Genomic DNA, 18587 nt, shown 5'->3' with positions numbered 1-18587 from the left:
TGCCGTTAACAGAAACCGCCGACACGGAACATTGAAGCCGAATGTACAGACCGTTATGGGAACACTGCTCGCCACTACAATTTTCCAGCTGCTACGGTCATCGCATCGTCCACGTGCGCGTCTATGTCCCAAAGGACTCTGCGCATTGGCGACTCCCCGCCAACCTTTGACCACATTGAGCGAGCTCCAACTATGAATAGTTTCTCTTTGGCACGAGACATCGCGACATTGCAGCGATTTGCATTCCGAACATGGCCTTGCTCGCGATGGGCACTGCATCTCACCAGCGTTAGAATGACAATAGTATTTTCTTTTCCTTGATAAGAGTCTACCGTCTCGATCCTCACCATTCTGCGAAATCTTGCTTCCCATGGTCGACTTGAAAAGGCTTGTTCTATCTTCACTTTTTGCGCGCTATACATACAGATTACGCCTATTGGCGCCTCCTCCTTGCCAGCGGCCAACCCTGCTACAAGATCTTGATCTTCCGAAATGCGTTCCAGCAGCCGAAGCACCGCTTCGACCTCTGCCGGGTTCCAGAAAGTGGTATCATCCCATTCGGCGGAGCGTTCTAAGTGACTGCGCTCTGCTGACGTGTCCACCCATACGATCCGGCGCGCAAACAGCTTGGGACGATCAACGGCAAAAAGAGGGTCCGCTTCGCGATCGTTTGAAGTGATAAGCTGCACCTTGTCTGGTTCGTAGAAGATGCGCGATACCAAATTGCAGATCTGCGGGCTCATCCTATATTGCTCAGTGAGCGTCTTACCATTGTCTCGGCCGTAGCTTGAGAGGTACGCGCGTTCAAAGTCGCTTCGAATGAGCTCGGCCAACGGAATGTCCGGCATCTCCTCTTGGAGTCCCTTCAAAACCCCCCTATCCATCATTGGAAGAAGTTGCCGATGATCGCCAACGAGCAGTATTCGACGACCCAATTGAATTGGAACGGCTAACTCGCTCGGTGTGCATCGGGCCGCTTCATCAACAATCACCCAGTCGAATGGCTTGGCATCAATTCTGATCTTGGTTTGGCCAACACCGACACAAGTCGCCGTCACAATAGTACGAGTCTTTGCAAGGAACTCCTCAAAGTTTCTATGCGCTGAAGCAAGAGAAGCTGCCCATTCCCTCGACAAATCCAACAATTGGCGGAGTTTTTTTATGTCGGCTGGCGAAGTTCCCGGATGCTTACTGATGAGAGTCTCAAAGGTGTTTGTAAGTTCTCCATGAACGGCGGCAACATCCGGCTCCCGCCCCAACAAATCCGCAGCAGCGGCCCTGAATGCCCTAACCGCTGTGGCAACGGCAGTATCTCTGCGGCGCCGCTCTTCCGCAGACACCGGAGCGTCGTCGCTCTCAGCCTTCGCCAACATCAGCAAGCGGCGAGTGAGCGTGCCAAGCTGCCGATCAATTTCTACGCCGTCGTAAATGAATTGTCGGCGCAGGCCCATCGCCATCCCCAGTCCGGCCACTCGATGCTTGAACGCAGTTTCGAATCTTGTTTGGTAGCGCTCTTGCAACGACTTCGTATGAAATGGACGTATTTTGTCGGTAATGCCTTTTGAGCCGATACGCAGTAGGCTGGGCGCGCGGCCGCCGAGCTGCTTGATAAGATTTAACAATGCCTCAATGGCATTATTAACTGCCTCATGCGACTGGCTGGCGATCAGAATGCGGCGCGCGCCTTGGTCAGCGACCAGCCAATGTACGAGCGAAGCAATAAAATGCGTCTTGCCCGTACCCGGTGGTCCCTGCAAGTAGCCTACTGGGCCATATCGTACGATATGCTTGAAAGCACTACCCTGCCCGTGATTCAGCCGGTAGCGGGCGATTACATCATCAGCCACATCGATACCGAAGTCCGTCACCTGCAGGGACTTGTCTGGCGTAAAATAGTCCACAAGCCTTTCAATCGCCGCTTCTCCGTCCAGAATCTTCTCCACGGCCTTTGTGCGACGATCAAGCGATGTGCGCGATTTTCGATCTACCAGGTTTACAATATCGCCGGCCACAAGTCGGCGGTCAAAGTGCTCTATTATCAGTGTCTTCGAATCTGTTTGTTCCAAGTTAACTTCGCCAATCTTCTTTCCGCTCGGAAGTCGTACTTCAACCGTGGTTCCAGCGTCGAAATCGAAATCAAGGCCAATTCGTTCGTAAGCGTAAGCAGTAAATGAGCCATTGGACGGGCTCAAATCCCTCAGTACCTTGACTTGAGGCTGAAGAGATTGTTCGAGATCCAGTAGCTTTCGCCAGTATCGAGCAATATCCAACCTGCGCGCGGCCGTGACTTCCGTAGCCTGAACACCCGGGGGATCAACCAGAGGCGCAATGACGGTAAAGAGGTCCTCGAACCCTGCTTCTGGACCGGCCGCGATCGACAGATCTAGTCGAATTGGAACACCATGTTGTGATGCATGCGTGAGGCTTGAAAATGTGGCCCTAACGTGCCGCACGTAGGTAATGCGGATTCCGTCAACACCAAAAGCCAGGGTTCGTTCGACACCCGATATGCTATACTCAACTACACCCGGCCAAGGCGCTTGAGCGCGCAGGTAGTAAATTCCGTTGTCGGACCTTAGAAAGTCTGAAGATCCCCCGGGAAATTGAAGTTTGACATGCGGTGCTTTTGGGCCATGAAATCGTAGCTCCACTGCACGTAGACAGCGCAATAGTGGATCAAAGGTCTCAATTGCCGGTCTAGTCAGTTCCTGCCCAACCACCTGCAGTACATTTGCTAATCTTGAATCTTTGACGCGATCCAGAATTAGTTCCACGACTCTTAAGGTCGCATAGCGATCAAGTTGCTGTTCAGTTAGGCCTTCCCACCCCTCGGGACATAGATTGGGTGTCCGAATGCTTCCGGACCCAACTTCAATCATGTCAAAAAGGTCAAGTAGGCACGGCGTTCCAACGTCGTCGCGTACAAGTATATTCTTAGGTGCTATGTCGCCATGAGAGCATCCGATTGCGTGGAGAATGCCGACACCCTCCACGAACTTTAAGATGAAGCGGAGTACATCACCAGCAGCAAGTCTGTCAGCCCATTCTTCTGGCGGGATCATGCCAAGTGTCGTTCCGACCTCATGCCGGTAAACTGCGAATGGGCCCACTGGAGATAGCGCAGAACGCACGTATTCCGGCGCCACTGCTGTGGGGATTTGCATCAGCCTATTGATGCCTTCGAATAATCTTGTCAACGCCATATCTACGGCGGTACTCGTGCCCCGTTGGAGTCCGAGCCAAATTTTTACTACGAGCTCGATACCTTCAGCGTTGCGAGTAACAAAAATGTGGTTTCTACCGCTCTGATACAGGTTCTGAACGATTGCATATGAGACGTAAGGGTTATCAGTTGTCTGATGGCGGTCTATCAGTGTGTCATTCACACCTTTCCGCTCGCTCTGCTCCACGAGTACTGTGAATTCGTCTGCCATCTCCCGTGCATTTGCGAAGCGCTGATTTGCTGCACGTTCAGTTGCCCGGGCAATCCATTGACCTATCCCAGGTAGGACAGATTCTATGCCCTCTGGAATTAACTCGTTCGGATCCAATAATCTCCCACTCAGCACCTCAAAAGCGAGTCGCCCCAAGGCGAAAACGTCACGATGCTTTCCGCCGGCTGCGAGCGACGGATCATTGTCCTCGGGCGTGGGATCAGCATAACCACGCAGCGTTGACGCCCAATCTCCGATCGAGCTCTCGTCCGGCATTTGGCACGACATGAGCCCCGTCAGCGCGATACGCGTTGGACTGCCAATCCATATTGACCTAGCACCGAGGTCGCGGTGCGCGATGTCCCTGGCATGAAGCTCACCTACAGCCCCGAGCAAGGTTGAGACAACCAACGTTCGATCATCAATGCGAAGCTCATCCTCAGTTCGCGCCATGTACCGATCTAACGTCATCCAGCCCAAGCCTGGCGGAAGCCCCCTTAACTCGAAGTGTTGAGTGAGAATTTCGTCTTTGTCCTCGCCAACTGGAAGGAGAACTGCTCCTTGTCGCACGAGGCTGCTTCCAAGATCGTTCAAGCGGCCGATAGCTCTCAACTCGCGTTCCGCCACAAAGCGTCGCCTATCCGGACTGTTTAGCCCTGGCGGAAGTTTGTCAAACGACCAGACCCGCAAAAGTGCCTTGTAGCGGGTGTCTCGGATTCGTTCAGAGCGGTGTTCTCGCCATATTCGGCGCGGATGTACAACCACATCCTCTTCTACTACCCGGAAACCATCCCAGGTCGCTTCCAATGGCCCGAATAGCTTCGCATTCCGAGTTACACGTTCCAGCTCAGATTCGAACTGGAAGGCTTTCTTCACATGAAGGGTCCTAGATCCTAAGAGGCCTAGCTTTCCCGCCGGTGTAGAAATGGATACCGCGTCACCAAGCGTCCAAACGTGTGGCTGCTCCGTCGGAGATAACCCATTTTTTGTCGCTGATCCCGTCAGAACAACACGTGAGTCGACGTAGTACTTAGAGAAGCCGGGGATGACCCCGCTCAAAAAGGTTTTTACCTTCCTTGCTTTCATACTTACGCTGTCGACTGCGGAACGACCCCGCCGCCGCCCATCTATCAACCATTGGTCACCATTGTGGGTGAGAGTGCCATTCCAATCTTTGATCTCAAGAAGAAGTACGCGGTCGTCCATGACCACCATCGCATCAATCTCGATCGGCGGCTCATTGCGGGGGAAACACTGTAGCGAAGTGTAAAGCAACCAAGGTTCTGGGTATGCTTGAGCTAGGGCGTCTATCCCCGGTATTTCGCGAAGATGGATCCCTGCACTGCTGAGATATCTCACTCGGCATGCCATTATTGTCGCCTGGTCCCCGTTTCCACACAGCGGAGTGCAGAAACCGCCACCCTAGAACAGCCATCATGCCATATGCTATTCGCTGGGTCACGAGCTATTCGAAAGTGTTTAGGCGCTCGTCCGCGCGGGTGTTTGCCGGTTGCTTATCGGCTCGTCTGTTATGGGGAGTTTCAGATTGGATTCGAGCAACAGACGCCCCTCCGCGGCTTATCGTAGATATTGCTCCGGAGTAGTGCGTGCGTCGGGCAGAACTCCGGCCCTTTCTGCCCGATTGTCCAAGGCCGACGGCCGTCGGCGAAAAAGTGCATATCTAATATTCTTTGGACGCGTGTGCCGGCGAGTTTTCCCGCGCCGTCGCCGAAAGCTTTTTCGGGCGCTCCCACCAATCATACTGGCTCGGGTTGCCATCCCGATGACAATGTGACATCCCTTCGACCGTCTCGGTGTTGCCGAGTACCGTACGGGCGCGGGTCGCAAGTACTCAATTCGCGGGGCCCAGGATTGGATACTCCAATCGTCCCCATCAACACCCACGGAGTTTAGCTGTCGCGCTGGCTCCCCCGGCACAACGGCCATAGGCGGATGCCTGAGGAGTCCAGGTGTTAGTGTAAGCTCTTGATTTTGGCGCTGATCGACCGCGCTCTATCCGGGCAATCCCTGCATTTATCCCAGTATAGTAGGTTCCTGATATCAGTTTTGAACTCGGGAATGTGTTGGCGGGAGCTCCCCGCCGTCGCGATGTCGAGCACGAGAATGTTGGATCTTTCCTCAAGCGGAGGTGTTCCGCGGCCGTACGTTCCACTCCTGGCCTGAAATGGGTTTGCCAAGGCGATAACCGATTCGGCACAGGTCGACAAAAGGACCTCTTGTTCGTATTGGTGGCAGAGATCAGGCTGCTGTAGGAGCATGATCAAGTGACATTCGCCGGAGCGCCCCTGCCGAATCTTGAGCTTAGCCGGTGGGGGAGCAAAGGGCTTTTACACGATTGGCGTTCTCAAGGGCATTGGAAAGCATGCTTGGCGGCTCCCGACTATGCTCGCCGGCTGAGAAGGAGGGCGGCAAGGTAGAATCGCACCTTACGGCTGACATTATCATTGAGTTTCCCGCGCACTGCCATTCGATCAGTCAGGGAAGGTATGCACGCCATTTGTGCTTCGATCCGCCAGGAGCCGAGTTCATCTAGCCAGAGAAGGCCGCTATACTGCGCAAACCGAGTAGTGTAGCGATCTGCTGGATAGGAGAGCATCGTGAGATTCGTTGTCGGCTCGTACCCTGCACCTGAGGCAGCGCCCATCTGCGTCTTGATCAAGGCCGATTGGAACGACTGGTTCAAGTGGTACACACTCTACAACGTCACTATTATCCAACCGAATGGGACGCGCGTGGGAATTGGCCGCGTCAAGATTGGGCGTAAGGGCATGGTTGAAACGCAGGGTAGCACAGAGCTGCCGGCGGGCTTCGGCGCGCTCGATCAGAGCTTCTTTTCTATAGGCCAGAATGAGAACTACTACGAGACCTTAATTGAACTAGGCGACGATTTCAGGATCAACTATCTGCAAGCACTTCGAGACTGCGCGTTTGCGCTCAATATTCTTGAGGAGAACGAGGACGAGGCTGTTATGGTTAACTCGCTTCTTCGTGACATCGAGACTAGACGCGTCCGGGAGAGATTGCATCGTCTCGCGAACGCGCAGGTAGCGCTGACCGAATATAGCTTTACCTACGAGTTTCCCGCCACTCAGGCGGCGTTGACACCGCCCCCGATACTCAGTTTCGCCGTCTATCCGAACTCCAGACCTGCGACCAACATCCACGTGCTCATAGGGCGCAATGGAGTCGGCAAGACAAGGTGCTTCGACTTCCTTGCCCGAACGTTGTTGGGGATCTCGGCCGAAGATCCAAACCAGCAGACAGGCCTGCTGCGCAATACGATGCCGCAGGCCAATTCATGGCTTTCGGACGAGGAGGACGCTGATCCCGGCTTCGCTGGCCTAGTTACTGTTTCCTTCAGCGCCTTCGATGCCAGAGGACCGCTCGTCCTACCCGCAGAATCAAAGAAGCGATATTCTTACATTGGCTTAGTCACTAGCGAGCCCCTGGCTGGGCTGAACTTACCGCCGCTCAGCACGTTACGGGTTAAATCGCTGAGGGAGCTTGCGGACGAGTTCGCCAAGAGCGTTGCTAAGTGCCGCGAGGGTGTGAGGCGCGGCCGGTGGATGACTGCGCTGGAAAGCCTTGAGGCGGATCCATTATTCGCCGAGGCGGCCGTCACGACGCTAGCCAACGAGCAGGTGCCGGATGTAGAGAGCCGTGCGCGAAATCTTTTCTTGCGTTTAAGTTCGGGCCACGCCGCTGTCCTCCTTTCTATTACGAGCCTGGTTGAGCAGGTAGAGGAGAAATCGCTAGTGCTGATTGACGAGCCGGAGGGCCATCTGCATCCACCGCTGCTCTCTGCCTTCGTGCGCGCCCTCTCCCAATTGCTGACCAACCGGAATGGAGTGGCCATCATCGCAACCCATTCGCCGGTCGTGCTGCAGGAAGTCCCCGCTTCCTGCGTGTGGAAGCTGGGCCGAGCCGGGCACGAGGTGCGAGCGGACCGGCCTGAGCGCGAGACCTTTGGTGAGAATCTAGGCGTGCTAACGCGCGAAGTGTTCGGCCTCGAAGTAACGCAGACTGGGTTTCACAAGCTGATCGCCGATATAGCCCCCGGCAGTAGTTACGAGCAGATCCTCCAGGCTTTCAATGGCCAACTCGGGGCCGAGGGTAGGGCGCTGGCACGCGCCATATCACTTCTTCCGCCGGGACAGTAGACTAGACATGCGCACTCTTCCTTTGCCGCCGGTTACGCCCGCCGACCTGCTGGCCGCGTGCATCGACGGCTTGACGGATCCGGTCCGCGCCGGGCGACTGAACGCGGCTGTTCCGACGATGCTGGCGACCGCGGCGGCCTATAACACCAGCGCAACTGCCAAGACCTTACACCTGGTTCCCCGAGTGGTGTCTGTTGGAGCTTCCACGGCCGACGACTTGAAGAGCTTGTACAAGGACCAGATGAGCAGTGCGAGTGGCAATGCCCGTGATTACTACAATCTCATTAAGAACGCGGCCCCGAACAGCAAGTGCCCGCTTTGCGGCGTCGGTATGGTCCGCACGCTTGATCATCATCTGCCGCAGTCCAAATACCCCGACCTCTCAGTATGCCCCTATAACCTCGTGCCATCATGCGACTTCTGCCAAGCGGGCAAGCTCGCGAAGTATCCGGCCAACCCGGGGGAGCAGACGCTGCACCCGTATTACGACGACCTCACGGCTCAACAGTGGATCTTCGGATCGCTAAGCACGCTAGGAAACCCCGTGCTTCAGTTCCACGTTGCCGCACCCGCGCCCTGGCCAGAGATCCAACAGGAGCGGGTGCTTAGGCATTTCAACGTTTTTAAGCTCGGCCACGTCTACACATCGAACGCGAACGATGATCTGAGCACCATACGGCAGCGGCTTGTCGATCTCGAAAGCGCCGGCGGAAGCGCTGCAGTTGCCGCATACCTTGCCGAGGAGCGGGATCGGTGGGTCTCACGCCCCAACAGCTGGCAGCACGTTATGTACCAGACGCTTGCGGGCAACGCGTGGTTCGTGCAGGGCGGGTATCTGAGTATACCTGTTTAACGTTGCGGCGGGCCTATGCATGGTTCTGCCTATCGTCTGAGTTTCGCCGTTTGATTGGCACCATCGCCGGGGGCCTAGTTACCCGTGGGACTTGGTAGGGGGCGTCCGAGAACGGTACTGTGTTCGCTTCTCAAGAAAACGGCTGAGCGAGAACTGCCCAATGCCCCACCAAAGAAGGACAGCAGCGTGCAGGTCTATCCGGCCCCCAAAAAAAGGGTGCGTAGCGCAATAGGTAGGAGAGATGAATAGTAGCTCTGATGTTGGATAAATGCCTAAACAATCTATCCTGTAATTGACATTTAGGAATCTTGTTTTGCCTGCAAAATGGGGGACCAGAACGGCATTGCCCTACGCAAGTATGTGGAACGCATCGCTGGCGGCGATTTCGCGGATGAAACTACTGCCGAGGCTCAGACGGAAATCGGCCGTCCTAGAAGCGTTCGGCATGCTTCCAGGGCTCAGCAGGCCTCTGATGACTGGCTACCGGGCCAAGAAAGACCTCGACGAGGGCGAAATACGCCCCCTGGTTCAAGGCTTCCCAGACCCGATCTCTGGTTGGTTCTCATGGGGCATAGCGAGGCCCGCCTAGCTCTATCCGGCAGCCAAAAGGGAAGCAACCCGGCAGCATGTGAACCGAGGACAAAGCCCGACATGCCTGTCACCGCCCACCAAAAAGTCTACTGCGCTCCAGGGCAAGCTACGGCGTAGGCCGACGGATTTGTTCGGGCGTACTCGGGTAGCCAAAATGGATAAATCGCCGTCCCTATGCTGACGTAACAGGGGGAAATGGTATTATAATCGCGAGTCTTTCTGGCTCGATTTGAGGGATACGTGGGAGAAACTCTTGGCCTTTGTGCGCTTAAACCTTCATAATCGAACCTTAGGGCAGGAGTGCATAAAACTCATGCGATCGCTCCTTTGATTTAGGGTGCCAGACTTCGGAACAAAGGCTATCGCGATGTCGAAACAGATCCCATTTTACTGGTATCTTTCCTCGGAAGACGAACTGCTGGACATAGGATGTTCGCTAACGCGGACCGACTTCTTGTTTGATGTATCGAAGGCTGTTGTAGCCCATGGTGGTATGAGTTCGGAGGACCTAGATCGGGAGCTGCGAAAAGCTTGGCGAGATGCCCAACGAAAAAAGGGGTCGAGCACTACACGATTTGGAGCAGATGCAGGAATTTTTATGTGAACTTGGTCGGGATAAGCAAGCAAGAATATGACCGGCAAATCGCAAACCCGGATAGTCGTGCTCTTCTCATGTTCTGAGTTCCAGCTAACGAGGATACCGCAGAAGGCCCCATTTAGCCAAAACGCTGCCCTTTGCTGCCCCGGCTGACGTTCTCAAAGACTTCCGATTAGTCGGTAGGGAAGTAACGAGCGCGAGCTGCTATTGCTCAGATTGAACTCGACAGCTCGACCTTCGCTACCCAGCGAGGAGGGTCTATTAGGACGAGCGGAGGAATCATCCGCTTGTCGCGAATATTCGTGCGTAAATTCAGATAGTTGAATCGCCATGTCGCAGTCATGTTGCGAGCGTCGCACGCTTATTTTGGCGTTCAAAAGTGACTGCCCCGTCTATCACTCCCAGTCAGCGGTCTTTAAGCCAAGGCTGCGCGCATCCTCCGGGACGGCGCGCTTCAAAGGGTCGGCCGCCCCCAGGAAGTCGGCTGCGATCTCTACAGTCAGGCGCCGCCTAGCACTACAAATGGCGTGGTCACGGCAAGGCCCGAAAGATGTCGACTTTTGTTTCAAGACATCTGCGTAAGCTGAGATCATTCGCACCGACCTCGAACCAGCTTCCAGGTCGTTGATAAAAGTCGAGCCCCCTCCCGATCTTTATGACCCAGCCATTGTCCAATCGAATTTCCCGGTCGTGCATGTTTGGGTTCAGCTTTACTCTAAGCACGACATCCATCTCCAGGAGGCTTTGTTTTAGTTCATCAATCTTCTCGGAAATATCTGCGAGTTGGGCTTTGTCATCGTAGCCAGTGATCAGGTTGATCGACTTGACCGTCCCTGATTTGATGCAGGTCTCGCAGAAGCGGACAAAATTCTGAATCTGATGAGATAGGCGAATATAGGGATCCTCAATCGTGACCGCCTTGGCTCCGCGAATATACGGTCCCATGATCGACTCGTAGCTGTGCCCGATGTCACCGTACAAAATCGTGAAATGCTGCTCCTGCAGCTGTGCAGCGGCAGCCTCGATCCGAACGTCATGGACGGACCGCGGTGTAGGAGCGGCCGATCGTTCGGATTCAGCCGGATCGGGCCGCGTATTTGGCTTGGTCTCATCCTCGTTGAGACGCCGACGCTTCGGCTGCTGGGTAGCGAGCGCGTCTTTGGACTCAGGGCAAAAAACGACGATCTCTTCTCCGCTCGCCCCGAAATACGACAGGTTGATGCGCGCAAACTCGTCATCGGGTTTGCGCTTGTTCATTTGCTCCTTTACCCGACGCCGGCATTCTGTCGCATATGCGACGTACTCCTCAAACTCCCCGTCGGTGGCGCCGCTGTCCGGGTGCAGGATCTTTAAAAAGGCTGCGACTGTCTTCTTAATGCCTTTCTCGTCCCGCCCCTCAATGGCCTTGCCGAGTCGGATGCGGCGACTGACCTCTTCATACCGGTTCGTATGCTTAAACTGGTAATGGAATGCCTCGGCTAGATAGTCGGTGATAAAACCATATCGGCTCGTCAGAAACTCGCTACTGTTCTTGGGCATCTCCCAGCCTGGAATATACGCGGCGAACCGATCCATCACCGCCAAGTCCAACTCGAGAGGTAGCGGTTGGAAAAGGTCGTACTCGGTCGAGTTGACCACCTGTTCGACCGAAAGGTCGATATTCCCGACGAAGCTCAAGCTCGCGTCGGCAATCACCTCCGCCCCGCGCGAAAAGCGCCCGTTAGCCATGAAATCCTTCATGATCTGGATGGTGTCGGGATCACGCACTTTGATCCCGCCCACCTCGTCGAAGGCCACAGTGTCCCAGTAGCCTACCAGGCCGACCTTTCGCCGGGCGTTGTTATAGAAGAGAGTCGCCTTGGTCGCCTGACCGCCCGAGATTAGAGTGGCGTAAGGGGAAAATTCGCTGAAGAAATAAGATTTACCTGTGCCGCGTGGGCCGAGTTCGATGTAGTTGTAATTCGGCTCAACCAAAGGCGCCAGTCGCGCGATAAAATGCAGCTTCACCCGCTTGGAGAGCTTTGCCGGCTCCAGGCCCACTGAACGCATGATCGCGTCGAGCCATTGGTCCCGCGAAAAAGCCTTTCGTCCTTTCGCGTACTGCTCAAAGTCAAAGCGCGAGAGTTGAATGGGGCGCAGGTCCTCGATGTAGAAAGCGTAGTCGTCTTCTTCGATGGCGTTGTGCGCCAGCGTCACCTCCGCCCATATCCCACCCTCGAGCAGGCGATCGTTGTCGCGGTAGAATTTCTCACCGACGGCGATACGCTGCGAGTTGAAGTTCTCCAGCGACGCCCAATGGCGCTTCTCCTTTTCGACAAATCGGACATGCACCTTGTCGATGAACCGGTGTTTGCCTTTGGTCGCGACTTTCGATTGGGCTGCATTGGCCTCGTCGGGGCGGACATAGTTGTCTTGTAGCGTCGCGAGAACGGCCTCCATCCCCGCGTCGATCTCGGCCGGATCGTCGCTGGCGCAAAAGCGCGCGAGTAGGAACTCCAGCACGAATGTCGGTACGTTCGTGCCCTTCTTGATCCGATGCAGCAGATCCTTGCGAACGACCTTGCCGTCGAACGCCGACGTCAGCTGCCGATCGAGTGCATCCAATTCGCTCATACTGTGTAGTCCGTTTCGAGAGTGAGGGCGCTGAAGCTCGCAAGTGTCGTAGGATTGAGCGCTTTGACCGTGAACTTTCCTTCGAAATCCGGATCCATGCGCAAGGCAATCTGCTTGCTCTGACCGGGCATAAGTGTGACGGTGCGCGTGGCGGGATTCACTTCGCCGCCTGGGCGAGGCTCGCCCACAACATTGCCTTTGGCGTCTTGGGCTTCGATCAGCACCTCCACGCTTACGTCCTGCGAGAACATGTCGTCGGACTGCACCCGGATATCGATCACCGGCACGCGCGTCGTGATACGCTTGGCGCCGTTCTTGTAGGTAAGCACGACCGTCACCCGACCAACCGCCGCAGGCTCATCGGTGTCCAACCGCGCCACCAGCACCGGTACAACCGCTTCGGCGAGAGAGGCCCCGCCGTGGAAATAGAGGTGCCCCGCCCGATAGGGCGCCATGCTCCGAGGCAGGGCGACCTGCGAGAAATCACCTCGAACGCCTAGCTTCTCCGCACCGATGACCGCGCTGTGCGTGTCGGCATTGCCATCGCCCAACATCATCCGATCATGCGCAGTTATCAGCCAATTGCCTTGGGGTTTGATGCACACGTCGCCCGCTTCCGCCTGGGCATTCAGGAAGAAGCCGTGGTCGGTCACGATGACCGCGTCCTTGAAGCCCATCCCGCGAAGCTTATGCAACGCCACGCGGATGAGCTTCAGCGTCCCCGGGATCAGGCCGAGAGTAGTCTCAGGGTTGCTCTCCAACTGGCTGTCGATCTCGGTGGACCTCAGAACGAGAAGGTCGACCGTCTCGGAGATTTTCGGCTTGCCGCGAACGAAATCGTTGAGCAGCATCTCTTGGAAACGATCGCCCAGTCGTTTCCTCAGAACATCCATGCGTTGGCTGACATTGGCGACACGCGCTCCGACCAGTTTTGGGATCAGCGTGTCCCCCTCCAGACTGAGCGTCAGTTCCGTCCGGGCACCGGGCAGCAAGCTCGCCATTCCCACGGGCGTGATTGTTGGAAGCTGGGCGTAGGCCGCCTGCAGTACAACTGGCCCGTCTTCGGACAGCATCTTCTCCAACGCCACGCCGAGTTCGTAGCGAAGCGCATCGATCATCAGGTAGGCGACCCGCCGTCCGCCGTCCTTCAGGCGATCCGCTACTAGGCGATCGAAGACGTCGGCATTGGCGAGCCGTCCTGGCGGCGCCCAACCGGTCGTCTCGAGGTGTTTGACGAAAACGGCCTGCACCCGCTCGGCAAGGCGACGATAGTGGGCTCGCGCCTCATCGATCACCTCCTGCATCAGGCCATGCGGATCCAAGAAGTCTCCGACCGCCTGCTCGAATTCGCGCTGAAGGCGATCGGCTTCCCGGAGGCTGCCTAGATAGAATTCGAGCAGATCGGCCTGACTACGCGCATATTCCGGCAGTTGCCGCTCATAATCGTCGCAGGCCTCGATGAGGCTGAGACCGGCGCGAACCAATTCCCATTGAGCCTGGCTTTCGCCCTTTCCGAGCCACACAGAGTTCTTATGGCGGGCTAGCACGCGACGCGCGGCATCCATATCGTTGTCCGCGATCCCCTTGATCGCGGCCTTAAGAAAGGTTCGCTCCTCGAACGGGAACGTGTCCCGCTCACCCAAGTCTTCAATCGAACTGCACTGACCCGGCAGATCCAATTCGGCTTCAATATCCTCGGCTCGGCCTATGTAGGTGTTGCGTGTGTTAGGGTTGTTGCGCAGCCGATCACAGACATCCTCGACGATCGGTTTTGCTTGTGTCGGTGCATGAGGAACATCTTTCAGTGACGCCGGCAGCGCGACTGGCAGGTCGAAGGCGAATTCGCTAAAAAGCACATAGCGCCAGAGCTCATCAGCGATAGCGTTCCAGGTCTTGCCCCTGGTTTTGACGCTCATGTCCAGGGTCGCCCTCAGAAACTCACGGGCTTCGTCGCCCCATCCTTCCTGAGCCTTGAGCGCGTCGGCCTGCGCCGCACTGGGCGCGAGAAGAGCGACGAGGATTTCGCGCCCGGACTCGACCTTCAGGGCGGCGCGCAACTGCGGCCAGCTGGCGCCGCCGCCAATCGCATCGATGACCGAAAAGGCCGGGCCTGTCAGCGAGCCGGCGAAAACGCGGCGAACCTCGGTCGAATGATCGGGCTTCGCACGTAGGCACAGGCTCAGATAATCGTCGCCGTCATCTCGCGGAAACCTGGCGCCGCTGACAGCATAGATCGAGAACGGATCGACCTGTTGTTCCTCCTCCGTCTCCGACCGCCGCTTGGGCACGTAAATCAGAACCGCATCGAGACCGCTCTTCGGCCGGCCGACCTCGCGCAGGGCCTCGATCGCCGCCAGCCGGCTTTCGATGCTGCTCCCAGAGGCATCCACCACGCGGACACGGTCATCTTCAAGGCCGACGCAAATTGCCTGATAGCGACGATCCGGGTCGTAGACAACCATGCAGCCCGCCTCGAGCAAGCGGGGACGCAGGACGGTGTCGCGGATGAAGGCAGCGATGCTCACGCGTCACTCCCTTTCTTGCGGCCGCGGGTCTTCGGGGCCTTGGGTTCGGGTTCGACGTAAAGGTCTTCCAGGTCGTGGGCGATGGCAAGGGACTTGTCGGTCTTGCACTTCTCGCGCACGCGGTCGGGCCAATAGGTCATGGCCAGGTGCGCCCAGTCGTAGTCGCCCTTTCCCAGCTTGGCCCAGGTGTCCTTCAGGATCTTCTGCCAGGGCTTGTGGCGGAAGAGTTGCCACAGAGGCGAGGCGGTGATCTGGATGCCGTCGTCATGGTTCGGGCGATAGGTCGGAGCGATTTGCAGCAGGGTGTCGCGCAGCTCGATCAGCTCCAGCTCGAAGGTCTGGAGCGCCTCGAAGGTCTTTTCGTCATCGCGCGAGCGAGCCGTGCCCTTGTCGCGAAGAACACTAAGCTCCCTGCCGACCTGTTGTAGCTTCCCGTTCGGCCCTTCAATGAAGTCGTTCACCGCCGTGTAGAGCGTCTGGCTGGTCAGGCTGGGGTAGTAGAGCCAGAGCGTGTAGCTGCCCGAGGCGGTTGAGAGCGGCCAGTAGATCGGGGCCTTGCGGCGGCTCTTGCTGTATTGCTTCAGGTGCAGAGGGAAGAAGTCGCGCTGCAGCCAGCGGCGCACGTCGCCTGGCGCCTCTGCACCAACGCGGGCGCGGACTTCTTCAATCAGCTGGGGCAGATCATGCGGCTGGCCCTGGTCGTCCACCAAAATGCCGTAGTGGGCATGGTACGGCGCCGCGCCGTCGGGCAGCATGCCGGGGCTCTTGGCCGGGAGAGGATCGAACGGGTCCGGCTCGGGCGGGGCTTCGCGCTCGCCGGTCGCAAGGCGCCAGTCGAAGCGACCGAAGGCGACGCCGACAGCCCAGCTGAGAAGACCCTCGGTCTTGTCAATCACCTCTGCGCTTTCGTCGTCCTGGCAATTGCCTGCATCCTCCTCTGCTTCACCTTCGTCCTCGTCCGTCGAACCGAACGAACCAAGCACCTCGGCGCGGTCAGCGTCACTGAAACCGTAGAGGTCGAAAGCGATATCGTCGATCTCTGCCTGGATTCGGATCAACTCGGCTTCTATCGACAGCGGTTCGTAGTCGCGTAATCGGGCGCGCAGAGCAGCTGGCAGAACAAAGGCGTGAGAGGTCTCTCCTACTTCGTCCAAAAGTCGTCTCTTTGACCAATTATTCGAGACCAAAGTTGCGAGACGTTGGTGCTGGCCAGAAACCGAAGGAATTGGCAAACGAGCCAGGGTGCCGTTTCTGTAGAGAGCATAACCAGAGCGGCCCAAGAGGAGCTTGTGAAGATAGTCGGCCGCCGATGAGTTCAACAATGCGAGAATAGGCAGCAAGTTAGCTTGATCGCTGAAGGCCTGCGTTCCGTTATCGCTGAATATGCAGCCTGGAGGGGTGAGATGGGGCGCCAGTCGTGCTGCGCGCAGTGTTTGGAATAGGCCAGGCAGCAAGTACAAGTCGGTGTTCTTTATTATCCGCGACCAGCTTCCATACAGGGAGCTTGCCCAACTTTTGAGTTCCGCACCGTTGTCGCCCCAATTAACTTGCATAGAAATATCAGCATAAAAGGGAGAATGCGTGCCCCCCTTCGCAAACCCAAACCACTTCTGCCCGCCGTCAATAGTTTCCCACCAAGCTCTCAAGAAACGAAAATCATCCGATGATTGCAGGCCGACCCGGGCCGCACGATCGCCTGACTCAAATGCCGAAAGCTCTGAAAAGGTATTCCTAATGTCCTCACTCACCCAATAGGCAAATGGCGAACCAGGTATAGCGGCAAAAGATTCAGCCGCAACGTCGAATATGTCCTTGTCGGTCTCGCCTTCCCGTAGTGAGATACATTTCTCTTGAAGGCTTGTGGCCTTGTCCGCGTCGGCCAGAAGCCGCAAAAACAATGTCACTGTTGTTTCTCCAAAACGTAAGCAGCGGCTTCCACCATGGCATCATCCATTACGCCCAAGCCCAGATCTGCCATCGCTTCAGGGCGCCCGAGCCGAAGCAAGACGTTCTCCCGCCAGCTTCGATAACTCGACAGAAAGAAACATGTACGTGAAGTAATCGCTCCAATAAGCCCGTTCTTGCGCAACACTTCCAATCCGCGCTCAACAAAAACTGCCAAGAGATCGTTCTTGCTGTTTGGATATGCCTTCGTTACTTGGATTTTTGTCCTTGTAGCTAGCGCTCCAAACGGCGGATTCATCACGACTACATCAAACACCTCGCGGCAGAGGTCGATCATCCGCAGCCCTTGCAGCGCGTCCTCGGCGAACAGTCGCCCCTGATAGGTAGACCGCGCCGCGCGGGCATAGTCCGTCAGCGCCTTCCGCAGCCGCGCCTCGGCCTTCTGCCACTGTGCCATGTCCTCCTTCGAGAACATCGGGCCATGTTCGCCAAAGATCTTGCGGATCAGCGCGGGCAATTCCTTTTCGACCTGCAGCAGCACCCCAAGCTCGGGCAGGCCCTTGAGCATGAACAGCGTCTGTTCGAACAGCTCGGCATCCAAGGGACCGAGTTCCTCCATGAACTGCTTGCGCAGGTCCACCTCAGCCGGAGGCGCCACGGCCGCCACCACATGCCCTTGGCCCACCTGCGGCCGGTCCTTGGCCTTCACACCTGTCTCATGCCAGGCCCGCTGTGCCCGCAGCCACAGCGCTAGCGACGCGATCTGCGCCGCCCGCGGGTCGATGTCGACGCCGTAGATGTTGTGCTCGATGATCAGCCGCGGCACGTCGCGCAGGAAGGCGTCTCGGTCCGCATAGGTCTGGCTCAACGGTTTCAGATCGGGGCTGCCGCCGGTCTCCGTATCGAGCGCACCTGCGCCATGGGTCTGCTCCCACTCCCAGGCCTCACGGTAAATTTCCTGGAACAGGTCGAAGGCGTAGAGTCCGAAGTGCATCGAGCCGCAAGCCGGGTCGAGCAGCTTAATCGTGCGAGGGTCGCGCAGGCGGCGGAGCGGCTCGGGCGCCTCATCCGGATTTACCAGTAGATATTTGCAGCGATCGCGCAGCGAGGTCTGCCCGTCTGACCAGTTGAACCAGAGGCGCCCCAGCGTGTTGTCGACCAGGAACTCCACCACATAGCGCGGCGTGAAGAACTGGTTTCGGACGGCGAGCTCTCGGCTGTTGCGCGGCGCAGGGGACGCATCGCGCATCGCTTTGCGCTCTTCTTTCGAGTTGAAGTACTGGTAGATCCAGCCAATCGTCTCGTCCTCGGCCCAGAGCGGTTCGATCTCGCCGTGGTTGATGAGCGCCAAGACCTGAAGCAGCGCGGCCTCACGCGGGAAGAGACGTCCCTGCGGCGAGTAGCGGTCGAAGAGGCCGGGCAGGTCCTGCGACAGCTCGTCGAAGACGCTTTGCAGGTAGACGCGGTAGGCGTCGCCAGTTTCCCCCAGGCCCGCGCCGGCCAGGCGGGAATAAAGCTGGAACCCCTTTGCCTGGTAGCCATTGCCGACGGACTCGATCAGCAGCCCGCGCGCCTCGGCCATCCGAAAGGCTGCCAGACGGTTGAGCACGGTGAAGGCTTGTTCGCGCTTAATGCGATCGAGACCCGCCTTCGTGTCGGCGTCGGAGCTGGCGCAATAGTGAGCCAGTGTGTCGCGCAGGATCCGCGCCGTCTCTCGCTGTTGGTCGTCGATACGGCGAAGGCTCTCCAGCGGGGTAACCGTACCGGAGGCTGGATCCATACCGTAGTCATTCTGCAGCTGACGCGTGAACTCTTCTTCTAGCTTATCTCGGGCCTCGGTGACGAAGCGTTGAAGACGGTTTCGGGTAGGCTGGTCGAAGGCCATCG

The 18587-nt window shown here is 57.1% G+C and carries 7 protein-coding genes; 2 read left to right on the top strand and 5 right to left on the bottom strand.

The window, feature by feature from the left end:
* Positions 1-74: 74 nt before the first annotated feature.
* Positions 75-4805 (bottom strand): AAA domain-containing protein, encoded by a 4731-nt coding sequence (locus DS839_RS24550; protein WP_119273127.1) that lies wholly within the window; start codon positions 4803-4805, stop codon positions 75-77.
* Positions 4806-6052: 1247 nt separating this feature from the next.
* On the opposite strand from DS839_RS24550, the gene DS839_RS24540 reads away from it, so the two are divergent.
* Positions 6053-7615, top strand: coding sequence for an AAA family ATPase (locus tag DS839_RS24540; protein WP_368911886.1), 1563 nt, complete (start codon positions 6053-6055; stop codon positions 7613-7615).
* Positions 7616-7622: 7 nt separating this feature from the next.
* Positions 7623-8468, top strand: coding sequence for a hypothetical protein (locus tag DS839_RS24535; protein WP_162918773.1), 846 nt, complete (start codon positions 7623-7625; stop codon positions 8466-8468).
* Positions 8469-10188: 1720 nt separating this feature from the next.
* Here DS839_RS24535 and brxL read toward each other — a convergent pair.
* Genes brxL through DS839_RS24510 form a run of 4 tightly spaced genes read right to left on the bottom strand, consistent with a single transcriptional unit; the run spans position 10189 to position 18585 of the window.
* Entirely contained in the window at positions 10189-12270 is a 2082-nt protein-coding gene (brxL, locus tag DS839_RS24525; RefSeq protein WP_368911885.1) for a BREX system Lon protease-like protein BrxL, read from the bottom strand.
* The gene (locus DS839_RS24520; protein WP_119273122.1) at positions 12267-14795 is read right to left on the bottom strand and encodes a PglZ domain-containing protein; all 2529 of its coding nucleotides are present in this window, start codon (positions 14793-14795) and stop codon (positions 12267-12269) included. Before DS839_RS24520 ends, brxL begins: the two co-directional genes overlap by 4 nt.
* Positions 14792-16699: a BREX-1 system adenine-specific DNA-methyltransferase PglX gene (locus DS839_RS24515; RefSeq protein WP_162918772.1), complete on the bottom strand. Its 1908-nt coding sequence runs from the start codon at positions 16697-16699 to the stop codon at positions 14792-14794. Before DS839_RS24515 ends, DS839_RS24520 begins: the two co-directional genes overlap by 4 nt.
* Entirely contained in the window at positions 16696-18585 is a 1890-nt protein-coding gene (locus DS839_RS24510; protein ID WP_119273121.1) for an Eco57I restriction-modification methylase domain-containing protein, read from the bottom strand. Before DS839_RS24510 ends, DS839_RS24515 begins: the two co-directional genes overlap by 4 nt.
* Positions 18586-18587 lie beyond the last annotated feature (2 nt).

Source organism: Taklimakanibacter deserti (genome assembly GCA_003574785.1).
Note: the sequence above shows the minus strand (reverse complement) of the source record. Positions and strands in the feature narration are given on the sequence as shown.